The sequence below is a fragment of the Kitasatospora cineracea genome, from assembly GCF_003751605.1.
GTDB lineage: Bacteria > Actinomycetota > Actinomycetes > Streptomycetales > Streptomycetaceae > Kitasatospora > Kitasatospora cineracea.
This window is the reverse complement of the sequence record NZ_RJVJ01000001.1, coordinates 2136286-2147718: the sequence shown is the minus strand read 5'-3', so window position 1 is coordinate 2147718 and position 11433 is coordinate 2136286. Positions and strand designations below refer to the sequence as shown.

Below are 11433 nucleotides of genomic sequence, written 5' to 3'. Positions count from 1 at the left end.
TCAGCGCTCCTTCGGCTTCGTCGGGGCGGCGGCGGACGGCTTCCCGGCCCGCAGCCTGCCCGCCCGCGGCTTGGCGCGACCGCCCTCGGTGCGGGACAGCACGATCGCGCCGACCAGGGCCGCCAGCAGCAGCACCGAGAGCGCCTCGAACGGCAGCACCCAGTGCGAGAACAGGTACTCGCCGGTCAGCCGGGTGGTGCCGGCCGCGCCGGACAGGTCGATCCAGGACGAGCGGAACGCGTCGACCACCAGGGTGACCAGGGTCGCGGCGGAGGCGGCGCCGACCGCGAGGGCGGCCGGGCGGTTGCCGGAGTCGGCGTCCGGGGAGCGGCCGATCGGGGCGCGGGTCAGCATCAGGCCGAACAGCACCAGCACGATCACCGAGCCCAGGTACACCAGCACCTGCACCCAGGCCACGAACTCGGCCGTCAGCAGCAGGAACTCGACCGCCAGGCCGCCCAGCGCGACCACCAGCCACAGCGCGGCGTGCACCAGTTGGCGGGTGGTCACCGAGACCACGGCGGCGCCGAGCACGAGCACACCGACCAGCAGGAAGACGATCTCCTGCCCGGTCGGCGAGAGGTACGAGCGCGCGGCGGGCTCCAGCGAGCCCGCCGCGGCCAGCAGGGTGCTCAACTCTCCCCACCCTCCTCGGCGGCAGCGGCGGCTTCGGCAGCAGCGGCGGCGGCCAGCTTGTCGGCGGCCTTGCGGGCCATGGCGATCTCCTTGGGCTCCTCCGCCGCGGCGTCGTGCGCGGGCGGCGGCGGGACGGTCCACATCCACTCGCGCAGCCGCTCGCGCTCGTGGGTGAGCTCCCGGATGTCGGTCTCCGCGTACTCGAACTCCGGGGACCAGAACAGCGCGTCGAACGGGCACACCTCGATGCAGATCCCGCAGTACATGCAGAGCGAGAAGTCGATGGCGAAGCGGTCCAGCACGTTGCGGGTGCGGGCGCGGGCGTTCGGGTCGGCGGCGGGCAGCGTCTCCTTGTGGGAGTCGATGTAGATGCACCAGTCCGGGCACTCGCGGGCACACAGCATGCAGACCGTGCAGTTCTCCTCGAGCAGCGCGATCACGCCGCGCGAGCGCGGCGGCAGGTCGGGCTGCACGTCCGGGTACTGCGCGGTGACGGTCTTGCGCATCATCGTGCGCAGGGTGACGGCCAGGCCCTTGGCCAGGCCGGAGCCGGGAATTCCCATTACGAGATCGCCACCTTGATGATGCCGGTCAGGGCGAGCTGGGCCAGCGCCAGCGGGATCAGCACCGTCCACGCGAAGCGCATCAGCTGGTCCTCGCGCAGGCGCGGGTAGGTGACGCGCAGCCAGAGCACCACGAAGGCCAGCGCGAAGGTCTTCGCCAGCGTCCACAGCCAGCCGAGCTGGTCTTCGAACGGGCCGTGCCAGCCGCCCAGGAACAGCACCGAGGTCAGCGCGCAGAGCACCACGATGCCCGCGTACTCGGCGAGCAGGAACAGCGCGAAGCGCAGGCCGGTGTACTCGGTGTACGCGCCGAAGATGATCTCCGAGTCGGCCACCGGCATGTCGAACGGCGGGCGCTGCAGCTCGGCCAGGCCGGCCGTGAAGAACACGAACGCGCCGATCGCCTGCCACGGCACCCACCACCAGTGGAAGGCGTCCACGATGCCCGGCAGCGCGACGGTGCCCGCCGCCATCGCCACCGAGGCGGCGGCCAGCAGCATCGGCAGCTCGTACGACATCAGCTGCGCGGCCGTGCGCAGCGCGCCCAGCAGCGAGAACTTGTTGGCCGACGCCCAGCCCGCCATCAGCGAGCCCAGCACGCCGACGCCCATCACGGCCAGCACGAAGAAGATGCCCGCGTCGACCGCCTGGCCGACCATCCCGCCGGGCCCGACCGGGATCACCAGCAGCACCAGCAGGTACGGCAGCAGCGCGACGGCCGGGGCCAGTTGGAAGACCTTCCGGTCCGCCCCGGACGGGACGACGTTCTCCTTCTGGACGAACTTCACGCCGTCGGCGACCAGTTGCGCCCAGCCGTGGAAGCCGCCCGCGTACATCGGGCCGAGCCGGCCCTGCATGTGCGCCATCACCTTGTGCTCGGTCTGGCCGACCACCAGCGGCAGCACCAGGAACGCCACCAGCGTGCCGACGCAGCGCAGCAGCGTGTCGAGGAGGTTCACGCGCTGTCTCCGTCCTGCTTCTCGGGCTGCTGTTCGGGCTGCTGGGGTCGTTCCGGCTGCTCCGGCTGCTCGGGCTGTTCCGGTTGCTCGTCGTGGGCCGGGACGGGCGCGTGCCACGGGGCGTCGGACGACTGGGTGCGGGCGGTGCGGCGCGGCGCCTCGGGCGGCTCGGCCGGTTCGGCGGCCTGGCTGACCGAGCCCTCGCCGACGCTGCGGGTGCGGCGCGGCCGGTCCGCGCGCACCGGCGGGGCGTCGGCGGGCGTGGCTCCGGCTCCGGGCGCGGCCTCGGCCTGGCTCGCGGAGCCGGCCTCCACGCTGCGGGTGCGGCGCGGGCGGTCGACCCCGGCGGCGGCACCGGTCCTGGCCGCGCCGGCCCGGGCGGCCCCGCGGGCGGGGCGTTCGGCGACCGGCGGCAGGGTGCCCTTGAGCGGGCCCCACTCGTTCGGGTCGGGGACGCCGGCGGGCTGCATCTTGCGCCGGGCCGGGCCGCCGTGGTCGGCGGACTCGCCGGGCTCCTTGGCGCCGGGCCAGTCCTTGGCGACCCGGGCGGCCAGCACGAAGTCCTTGCGCAGCGGGTGGCCCTCGAAGCCGTCCGGCAGCAGCAGGGTGACGGGGTGCGGGTGGCCGGTGAACCCGATGCCGAACATCTCCAGGGTCTCCCGCTCGTGCCAGGCGGCACCGGCGTACACCCCGACGGCGGTGGGCAGTTCGGCCTTCTCGCGCGGCACCCGGGTGCGCAGCAGCAGCCGGCGCACGCCGCCGGGCCCGCCGACGGCGGCCAGGTGCGCGCAGACGGCGAAGCCCCGGTCGAGGTCGTCGACGGCGCTCAGCCAGTCCAGGAAGGCCAGGCCGAGGACGTCGCGGGCGGCGGTGAGCGCCTCGATCCAGTGCTCGGCGGGCACGTCGACGGTCAGCAGGTCGTACGCCTCGGTGGCGCTCGCCCACGGGCCGACGGACGCGGCGGTCCGCTCGGCGGGGGTGGGCTCGGCGGCGGGCACCGGCTCGGCGGGCGTCTCGGGGACCTCGGGGGTCTCCGGGGTGTCGGTCACTGCTGCCCCTCCCCCGGGGCGGTGCCCGGCGCGGTCCGCAGCGGGCGGCCCAGCGCGGCGGCGGGCGCGGCGTAGCGCTGCGGGACGTCCTCGGCGGCGATCTTCTCCTGCAGCTTGAGGATGCCCTGGAGCAGCGCCTCGGGCCGCGGCGGGCAGCCGGGCACGTAGACGTCGACCGGGATGATCTGGTCGACGCCCTTGGTGACGGAGTACGAGTCCCAGTACGGGCCGCCGGAGTTGGCGCAGGCGCCGAAGGAGATGACGTACTTCGGTTCGGGCATCTGCTCGTACAGGCGCTTGACGGCGGGGGCCATCTTGTCGGTGACGGTGCCCGAGACGATCATCAGGTCGGCCTGCCGGGGGCCGGGCGCGAACGGGATGACACCCATCCGGATGAAGTCGTGCTTGGCCATCGACGCGGCGATGAACTCGATCGCGCAGCAGGCCAGTCCGAAGTTGAAGCACCAGAGGCTGTAGCGGCGGCCCCAGTTGAGCACCACCTTGACCGGGTCCGGGGCGAGCCGGGCCAGCGGGCCGAGGCGGCGCTGCTCGACGGCGGCGCCGGGGCGGGCCGGGTCGGGGATGCCGAGCGGGACGGGGCCGGAGCCGGGCGTCCCGTGCGAGTGCGTCACGTCCATTCCAGAACGCCCTTCTTCCAGGCGTAGAGCAGTCCGACCGCGAGGAAGCCGATGAAGACGAACATCTCCACCAGCGTGACCGCCCCGAAGCCGGCGGCGGAGAACACCGTGGCCCACGGGAACAGGTAGATCGCGTCGACCGCGAAGATCACGTACAGGAAGGCGTAGACGTAGTACCGGATCTGCGTGTGCGCCCAGCCCTCGCCGACCGGGTCCACCCCGCACTCGTAGGCGAGCAGCTTCTCGGGGGTGTCGACCACCGGTCGCATCAGGCGGTTCGCGGTGAAGGCCACCGCGACGAAGAGGACGCCGATGACCGCCAGCAGACCGATCGCCGCGTAGGCGTCGAAGTAGCCGCTGCCGACGGCGGGGTCGGCAGCGAGCGGCTGCCACTCCATGGGTCACGCCCTTCTTCTTTGCCCGTCCATAACCATCGCTATCGCGGGAGTCTATGTGCACCGCTCGTTTACTCCGCCACCCGCCCGTTCTGCAAGACGGACGGTGGACGTCCGCTGGACGCCGGCGGAATTCCGCTTGCGGACGGCCCGGGCCCGGGGTGCAGGACGGGGGGTGGGGATAACCCCCGGAAGAAGACGGTGTGCAGCACCATGGCGGGGGGAGGTCGCCGGACGGGATGCTGGTGATCGACGAAGCACCGGCGAGAGCACCAGGAAAGGGCGCCGACCATGGAGGACGAGGCGAAGCGCCCGTCGTTGTACGGGGCACCGCTGTGGCGGGAGGTGCGCAACGCGCTGCTGAACCTGCCGATCGGAGTGGCCGGGTTCGCCGTGACGGCGGTGCTGCTGACGGCCGGGCTGGGCCTGGCGGTGACGGTGATCGGGCTGCCGCTGCTGGCCTTCGGGCTGGGCTGCTGCCGCCGGTTCGGCCGGCTGGCCCGGGCCCGGGCGCGGGCCGACCTGGGCAGCACCGTCCCCGAGCCGGAGCCGCTGCGCCCGTCCCGGGCCGGGGTGGCCGGCCGGGTGATGGCCGCCCTCGCCGACGGGCTGAGCTGGCGCTCCGCGCTGTACTGCGTGGTGCTGCTGATCTGGGGCATCCTCGGCTTCGTGCTGACGCTGCTGCTGCTGGTGGTCGGCTGGCCGGTGCTGCCGTGGGCGATGCGGATGCTGAGCGCCGTCTCCCGGTGGCTGGTGGAGGTGCTGCTGGCGCCGGGCGCGCTGGCCGAGCGGGTCCGCGAGCTGGAGGACGACCGGGGCGTGGTGGTCGACACCGCCGCGGCCGACCTGCGCCGGATCGAACGGGACCTGCACGACGGCGCGCAGGCCCGGCTGGTGGCGCTGGCGATGGACCTGGGCCTGGCGAAGGAGAAGCTGACGGAGGATCCGGCGGCGGCCCGGCAGATGGTCGACGCGGCGCACGGCGAGGTCAAGCTCGCCCTGCAGGAGCTGCGCGACCTGGCCCGCGGCATCCACCCCGCGGTGCTCACCGACCGCGGGCTGGACGCGGCGCTCTCCTCGGTCGCGGCCCGCTGCACGCTGCCCGGCGGCGTCCGGGTGCACGTCGAGCTGGGCGGCGAGCGGCCGGACTCCGCGGTCGAGGGCATCGCCTACTTCACCGTCAGCGAGCTGCTGACCAACGCCTCCAAGCACTCCGGCGCCCGCACCGCCTCGGTGGACGTCTGGCGCCAGGAGGGCCGGCTGATGCTGACGGTGCGGGACGACGGCCGGGGCGGGGCCCGGGTGCACCCGGGCGGCGGGCTGGCCGGCCTGGCCGAGCGGGCCGAGTCGGTGGACGGCGTGTTCGTGGTGGACAGCCCGGCCGAGGGGCCGACCTCGGTGACGGTCGAGCTCCCCTGGCACACCCGGGCCGGCCACAAGGGCTGAGCCCGCGGATGCGGACGTGGACGGGCCCGGAGTGCCGCCTCCCTTGCGCGGTACGGCACTCCGGGCCCGGGCCTGTCGGGCGCTACAGCGTCCCGAGGGTGACCTCCGCGGTCTTGGTCTGTCCGTCCCGCAGGTAGCCGACGGTGACCTTGTCGCCGGGGCTCAGCGAGGCCAGCGCGCTGGTCAGCGCCGAGGGGCTGGTGATCGTGGTGTCGTTGACCTTGTTGATCACGTCGCCCGCCTGCAGCCCGGCCGAGGCGGCCGGTCCGCCGCCGACCACCGAGACCACGGCCGCGCCGGCCGGCTGGAAGTCGGTGTCGAAGTACGGGCGGACGGTCACCCCGAGCCCGGCCCGGCCGGAGTTGGTGACCTTGCCGTCCTTGATCAGCTGGTTGGCGATGCTGGTCACGGTGGCCGCGGGGATGGCGAAGCCGATGCCGGGCGCGGCCGAGCCGTTCAGCTCGGGGTCGACGGCGGTCAGCGTGTTGATCCCGACCACCTGGCTGGAGAGGTTGACCAGCGCGCCGCCGCTGTTGCCGGGGTTGATCGCAGCCGAGGTCTGCACCATGTTGCCGATGGTGGCGCCGGGCGAGTCGGTGGTCTTCGGTTCGCTGACGGTCCGCCCGACCGCCGAGACGATGCCCTGGGTGACGCTGCTGGACAGGCCGAGCGGGCTGCCCATCGCCAGCGTGATCTGCCCGACCGCGACCTTGGCGCTGTCCGCGAAGGCGGCGGGCTTGAGCCCGCTGGGCGGGCTGCCCAGCTTGATCACCGCGAGGTCGGAGTCCGGGTAGCTGCCGACCAGCGTGGCGTCCAGCGGCTTGGTGCTGTTGGCCAGCGTCACGGTGAAGGTGGTGGCGGTGCCGACCACGTGCGCGTTGGTGACGATGTCGCCCTTGTCGTCGAAGACGATCCCGGAGCCGAGGCCGTCCCCCGCGGTGATCTGCACCACCGAGGGCAGCACCTGGGAGATCACGTGCTGGTAGTCCTGCTCCAGCTGGTTGCTGCTGGACGGGGCGGGCGCGGACGAGGAGCTGCTGGCCGCCGCCGCGGTGGAGCTGGAGCCGGAACCGGAGCTGGAGCAGCCGGTGGCCAGCAGCGCCGCCGCGGCCAGCACCGCCGCGGGCCCGAGCCACAGCTTGGGCCCGGTGGGCCGGGGGCCGGCCGGGATCGGGCGGGTCGGTTCCTTCTTCGGGCGCACCACAACCACCTCCGGTCGCAGGACAGAACTTTGTCACTGTTTCACCGAAATGTCCGGATCCCCGTGCGGACACACCACACCGCCCGGAAAAGGCCGTGCCTAGGATCGGGCCATGACCTGGTTGATCACCGGCGGTGCCGGTTACATCGGCGGACACGTCGTCAAGGAACTGACCGGCGCGGGCGAACCGGTGGTCGTCCTGGACGACCTGAGCAGCGGTTCGGCCGACCGCCTGCCCGCCGGGGTCCCGCTAGTGGAGGGCTCCACCCTGGACCGGCCGCTGCTGGACAAGGTGATCGCCGAGCACGGGGTGACCGGCATCCTGCACATCGCCGCCAAGAAGCAGGTCGGCGAGTCGGTCGACGAGCCGCTGCGCTACTACCGGGAGAACGTCGAGGGCCTGCGCCTGGTCCTGGAGGCCGCGGTGGCCGGCGGCGTGCGCCGGATCCTGCTCTCCTCCTCCGCCGCCGTCTACGGCATGCCGGACGTCGACCTGGTCACCGAGTCCACCCCGTGCGCGCCGATCAACCCGTACGGCGAGACCAAACTGGTCGGCGAGTGGCTGCTGAACGCCTGCGCCACCGCCTACGGGACGTCCACGGTGGCGCTGCGCTACTTCAACGTGGCGGGCGCGGCCACCCCGGAGCTGTCCGACGAGGGCGTCACCAACCTGGTCCCGATGGTGTTCGAGCGGCTGGTGGCCGGGCAGCCGCCGCGGGTCTTCGGCGCCGACTACCCGACCCCGGACGGCACCTGCGTCCGCGACTTCATCCACGTCTCGGACATCGCCTCCGCCCACCTGGCGGCGGTCCGCCGGCTGAACGCGACCGGGCCGGACGAGCGGGTCAACCTGACCCTGAACATCGGCCGCGGCGAGGGCGTCTCGGTGCAGGAGATGCTCACCGTGATCGGCGAGGTCACCGGCCTGGACACCACCGCCGAGGTCACCCCGCGCCGCCCCGGCGACCCGGCCCGGGTGGTCGCCGCCGCCGACCTGATCCGGCAGGAGCTCGGCTGGAGCGCCCGGTACGACGTGCGCGAGACGGTCGCCTCGGCCTGGGCCGGCTGGCAGCACCGCCACCCGTAGCGCCCGCCCGCGCGGCGGCCCCGGACCTCACCGCGAGGTCCGGGGCCGTACCGTTTCGCCTCGGCTACTGCGGGACGGCGGTGCCGTAGAAGGAGTCCAGCGCGTACACGCAGCGGTCCTTGGAGCCGACGAACACCCGGCCGCCGACCGCCACCGGGGAGCCGGTCAGCTCGCCCTTGGTGCCCAGCTCCCAGCGCAGCCGGCCGGTGGCCAGCTCCAGGGTGTGCAGCGAGTGGTCGCGGCTGCCCAGGTGCACCAGGCCCTCGGCGACCGCCGGGGAGCCGACCAGGTCGCCCCGGGTGGTGTAGCGCCAGCGCTCCCGGCCGCCGGCCGCCTCGAACGCGAACAGGGTGTCGCCGGAGCCCAGCAGCACCGCCCCGTCGGCGACCACGGCCGGCTCGGCGCCCTGCCGGGAGGCGGTGGCGGCCCGCCACAGGCCGTGCCCGGTGGCGGCGTCCAGCGCGTACAGGGTGCCGAGGTAGTCGGCGACGTACACCGCGCGGCCGTCCACCGCGGGCGGGGTGAACAGCACCACCGGCGCGTCGAACCGCCAGCGCTCGGCGCCGGTGGCCGCGTCCAGCGCGTGCACCCGCTGACCGGACGTCACGTACAGCACCCCGCCGCGCTCGACCGGGCGGGAGGGCACCTCGCCGCCCAGCGGCACCGCCCAACGCACCCCGCCGCCGAGCGGGTCCACGCAGTGGAGCCGGCCGCCGCCCTGGTAGTAGGCGGAGCCGGCGATCAGCGCCGGGCCGGACTGCGGGTTCTCGTACTCCTGCTGGGCGTCGTCGGCCCGCCACAGCTCGGCGCCGGTGGCCGCCGCGCGCAGCTGCACGCCGCCGCCGCGCACCCCGCAGCACAGCACGCCGTCGGCGGCGTCCAGCGAGTACACCCAGCCGTCCAGCGAGTGCCGCCAGCGCTCGGTGCCGTCGGCGGCGTGCACCCGGCCGGCGTCGACGGCCAGCGCCCAGGCCACGTCGCGGGTCTTCCAGCGGCGCTCGCCGGAGCCGATGTCCAGCGCGTGCACCTCGAAGCTGGAGGCGAACAGCGTGCCGTCGGCGACCACCGGGGTGCCCCACACGTCGTTCGACATCCGGAACCGCCAGGGCCGCCAGCGGGTGGCGGGCTGCGGCGGGGCGGCGGACGGGGCGGAGCTGCGGCGCACCCAGTCCGTGCCGGCCGGGGCGGGCGTGGGGGCGGCCGGTTCGGCCCGCGGCCCGGGCCCTATCGGCACGTGCGCGCCGGCCAGCCGGATCTCGCCGTCGCCGCCCGGGGCGCCGGGCACCGGCCGCCGGTGCGGGCGCACCCGCTCGGTGACCACCTCGGCCTCGGAGACCGGCCCGACCGGCCCGAGCGCCCCGATCGGCGCCGGGGACGGGGACAGGGCCGGGGACTGCGGGACGGGCGGCGGCGAGAGCGGCGGTCCGACCGGCTGGGCCGGCAGCAGCACCGGCGGCTGCGGCCGGACCGGCGGCTGGCTGACGGGCCGTCTGCTGCTGCGCTTGGCCTCGATCAGGTCGAGCGCGGCGGGCGGCAGCCAGTCGCCGGCCTCGCCGGAGGCGTCCTCCCGGGAGAACAGGTGCGGGGCCAGCTCGGCCTGGATCTGGGCGGGCGTCGGCCGGTGCTCGGGCGTGGGCCGCATGCAGGCCCGGACCAGGTCGACCAGTTCGACCGGCAGCCCGGACAGGTCGGGCTGGTCGCGCAGCAGCTGGAACACCGTCTCGACCGGGTTGGAGCCGCGGTAGGGCGGGTGCCCGGTGGCGCAGAACACCACCAGCGAGCCGAGCGAGAACACGTCGCTGGCGCCGGTGACGCTGCGGCTGTCCCGGGCCTGCTCGGGCGACATGTAGGCGGGGGTGCCGACCGCGACGTTGGTCATGGTGAGCCGGGTGCTGGAGACCCCGGCGGCGATGCCGAAGTCGATCACCCGCGGCCCGTCCTCGACCACCAGCACGTTGGACGGCTTGAGGTCCCGGTGCACCAGGCCGGCGGCGTGGATGGACTGCAGCGCCTCGGCGATGCCCGCGGTCAGCCAGCGCACCGCGTCGGCGGGCAGCGGCCCGCAGTCGGTGACCAGGTCCTCCAGCGAGGGCGCGGGCACGTACGCGGTGGCCAGCCACGGGACGGCCGCGTCGGCGTCGGCGTCCACCACGGCGGCGGTGTAGAAGCCGCCGACCGTCTTGGCGGCGGCGATCTCCCGCGCGAAGCGGACCCGGAACAGGTTGTCCTCGGCCAGCTCGCTGCGGACGGTCTTGATGGCCACCCGGCGCCCCGAGGCCGACCGGGCCAGGTACACCAGGCCCATGCCGCCCGCGCCGAGCCGGGCCAGCACTTCGAAGGGCCCGATCCGCCTCGGATCGTGCGCCGTCAGCTGGTCCACTCCGCAGCCACCTCCCCTTCCGCCAACGCCCCCCGGCGGTGGCGCCCCCCGATTCTCCAATGCCCGCCGCCCGGGAGCCAATCTCCCCCGCCCGTGACACGCCCCCCGGTACCGGAGCCGCCCGCTCCGGCTCCGCCCCCGGCGCCCTCCGACCCCTCCGCAGCTGACTTGTCGTCACGCTGTGGGGTCATCAGCACACGGGGGGGCAACAACTCAAGCAGAAATGGCACTGTTTCCCCCCTCACCCGGACTAATAGTCGCACTACCGATTAGCGCCAAGATCTCGCCGCTGTAAGCTGACGGCATGACAGGACAAGTTCGCACCGTCGACGGTCGCGTCGCCGGGCGGCGCGGACAGGAGACGCGGCAGAAGCTGCTCGACTGCCTCCGCGAGATGCTCAGCACGTCGCCGTACCGGGACGTCAAGGTCATCGACGTCGCCCGTATGGCGGGAACCTCCCCCGCGACCTTCTACCAGTACTTCCCGGATGTCGAGGGCGCAGTCCTTGAGATCGCCGAGGAAATGGCCGAGGACAGCGGCGGGCTCAAAGAGCTCGTCGATGGAAAGTCCTGGGCGGGAAAGACCGGCTTCACCACTTCCGAAGAACTGGTGGACGGATTCCTCGCCTTCTGGCGCAAGAATGACGCCATTCTCCGAGTGGTCACACTCGGTGCTGCCGAAGGGGACAAGCGGTTCTTCAAGATCCGCATGAAGGTCCTCAACTCGGTGGCGGCCCCGCTCGCCGAAGCGGTGCGCAACAACCAGGGCAAGACCGACAAGTCGGTCGAACCGTCGGCGGTCGCCGGCGCCCTGGTGTCGTTGCTGGCCGCGGCAGCCGAGCACGGCAAGGCGTTCACCTCGTGGGGCGTGAAGGTCAAGGACCTCAAGCCCAACCTGGCGCTCCAGGTGTACCTGGGAGTCACCGGAAAGAAGCCGCCGAAGTAAAACCGGCCCGAATTGGCGCTCGGCCCCGGTTCCTGTCCGGGTGTGTCGGATGCGGCCGTGCCTCGGGGGAGGTTCGCCGACGTACCGCGGAGCGCCGTCCTACAACGGACGAAGGGGCGGCCGGGAGAGGATT

At 73.7% G+C, this 11433-nt stretch carries 11 protein-coding genes; 3 read left to right on the top strand and 8 right to left on the bottom strand.

The features are described from left to right. The 6 genes from EDD39_RS09895 to EDD39_RS09870 are packed head-to-tail and all read right to left on the bottom strand — an operon-like array spanning position 1 to position 4243. On the bottom strand, positions 1-636 hold the full coding sequence (locus EDD39_RS09895) for an NADH-quinone oxidoreductase subunit J family protein (RefSeq protein WP_063759685.1): 636 nt from the start codon (positions 634-636) through the stop codon (positions 1-3). Beyond that, positions 633-1199: a NuoI/complex I 23 kDa subunit family protein gene (locus tag EDD39_RS09890; protein ID WP_123554913.1), complete on the bottom strand. Its 567-nt coding sequence runs from the start codon at positions 1197-1199 to the stop codon at positions 633-635. The genes EDD39_RS09895 and EDD39_RS09890 overlap by 4 nt, the downstream gene beginning before the upstream one ends. Further along, the gene (locus EDD39_RS09885) at positions 1199-2158 is read right to left on the bottom strand and encodes a complex I subunit 1/NuoH family protein (protein WP_123554911.1); all 960 of its coding nucleotides are present in this window, start codon (positions 2156-2158) and stop codon (positions 1199-1201) included. Before EDD39_RS09885 ends, EDD39_RS09890 begins: the two co-directional genes overlap by 1 nt. Then, a complete protein-coding gene (locus EDD39_RS09880) occupies positions 2155-3207 on the bottom strand; it encodes an NADH-quinone oxidoreductase subunit C (protein WP_123554909.1) in 1053 nt (350 codons plus the stop codon). Before EDD39_RS09880 ends, EDD39_RS09885 begins: the two co-directional genes overlap by 4 nt. After that, positions 3204-3845: an NADH-quinone oxidoreductase subunit B gene (locus tag EDD39_RS09875; protein ID WP_035956398.1), complete on the bottom strand. Its 642-nt coding sequence runs from the start codon at positions 3843-3845 to the stop codon at positions 3204-3206. The genes EDD39_RS09880 and EDD39_RS09875 overlap by 4 nt, the downstream gene beginning before the upstream one ends. Continuing rightward, positions 3836-4243 (bottom strand): NADH-quinone oxidoreductase subunit A, encoded by a 408-nt coding sequence (locus EDD39_RS09870; protein WP_123554907.1) that lies wholly within the window; start codon positions 4241-4243, stop codon positions 3836-3838. The genes EDD39_RS09875 and EDD39_RS09870 overlap by 10 nt, the downstream gene beginning before the upstream one ends. 288 nt (positions 4244-4531) lie before the next feature. On the opposite strand from EDD39_RS09870, the gene EDD39_RS09865 reads away from it, so the two are divergent. After that, positions 4532-5686 (top strand): sensor histidine kinase, encoded by a 1155-nt coding sequence (locus tag EDD39_RS09865; protein WP_123554905.1) that lies wholly within the window; start codon positions 4532-4534, stop codon positions 5684-5686. 82 nt (positions 5687-5768) lie between these two features. Here the strand turns inward: EDD39_RS09865 and EDD39_RS09860 are convergent, their stop codons facing one another. Continuing rightward, positions 5769-6857 carry a S1C family serine protease gene (locus tag EDD39_RS09860; protein WP_425269746.1) on the bottom strand — a complete coding sequence of 363 codons (1089 nt, stop codon included), beginning with the start codon at positions 6855-6857 and terminating at the stop codon, positions 5769-5771. Positions 6858-6999: 142 nt separating this feature from the next. Here EDD39_RS09860 and galE point away from each other — a divergent pair, with 142 nt between their 5' ends. After that, on the top strand, positions 7000-7974 hold the full coding sequence (gene galE, locus EDD39_RS09855) for a UDP-glucose 4-epimerase GalE (protein WP_123554901.1): 975 nt from the start codon (positions 7000-7002) through the stop codon (positions 7972-7974). Positions 7975-8038: 64 nt separating this feature from the next. Here galE and EDD39_RS09850 read toward each other — a convergent pair whose 3' ends face one another. After that, positions 8039-10354 carry a serine/threonine-protein kinase gene (locus tag EDD39_RS09850; RefSeq protein ID WP_123554899.1) on the bottom strand — a complete coding sequence of 772 codons (2316 nt, stop codon included), beginning with the start codon at positions 10352-10354 and terminating at the stop codon, positions 8039-8041. Positions 10355-10658: 304 nt separating this feature from the next. Between EDD39_RS09850 and EDD39_RS09845 the strand changes: the two genes are divergently transcribed. Further along, complete coding sequence (locus EDD39_RS09845) at positions 10659-11300, top strand: TetR/AcrR family transcriptional regulator (protein WP_123554897.1); 642 nt, start codon at positions 10659-10661, stop codon at positions 11298-11300. The last annotated feature ends 133 nt before the right edge of the window (positions 11301-11433 follow it).

Excerpts from the sequence above, each read along its gene's own strand:
- EDD39_RS09890 (WP_123554913.1), bottom strand. The coding sequence starts at position 1,199 with ATGGGAATTCCCGGCTCCGGCCTGGCCAAGGGCCTGGCCGTCACCCTG.
- EDD39_RS09875 (WP_035956398.1), bottom strand. The coding sequence starts at position 3,845 with ATGGACGTGACGCACTCGCACGGGACGCCCGGCTCCGGCCCCGTCCCG.
- EDD39_RS09870 (WP_123554907.1), bottom strand. The coding sequence starts at position 4,243 with ATGGAGTGGCAGCCGCTCGCTGCCGACCCCGCCGTCGGCAGCGGCTAC.
- EDD39_RS09865 (WP_123554905.1), top strand. The coding sequence starts at position 4,532 with ATGGAGGACGAGGCGAAGCGCCCGTCGTTGTACGGGGCACCGCTGTGG.
- galE (WP_123554901.1), top strand. The coding sequence starts at position 7,000 with ATGACCTGGTTGATCACCGGCGGTGCCGGTTACATCGGCGGACACGTC.
- EDD39_RS09845 (WP_123554897.1), top strand. The coding sequence starts at position 10,659 with ATGACAGGACAAGTTCGCACCGTCGACGGTCGCGTCGCCGGGCGGCGC.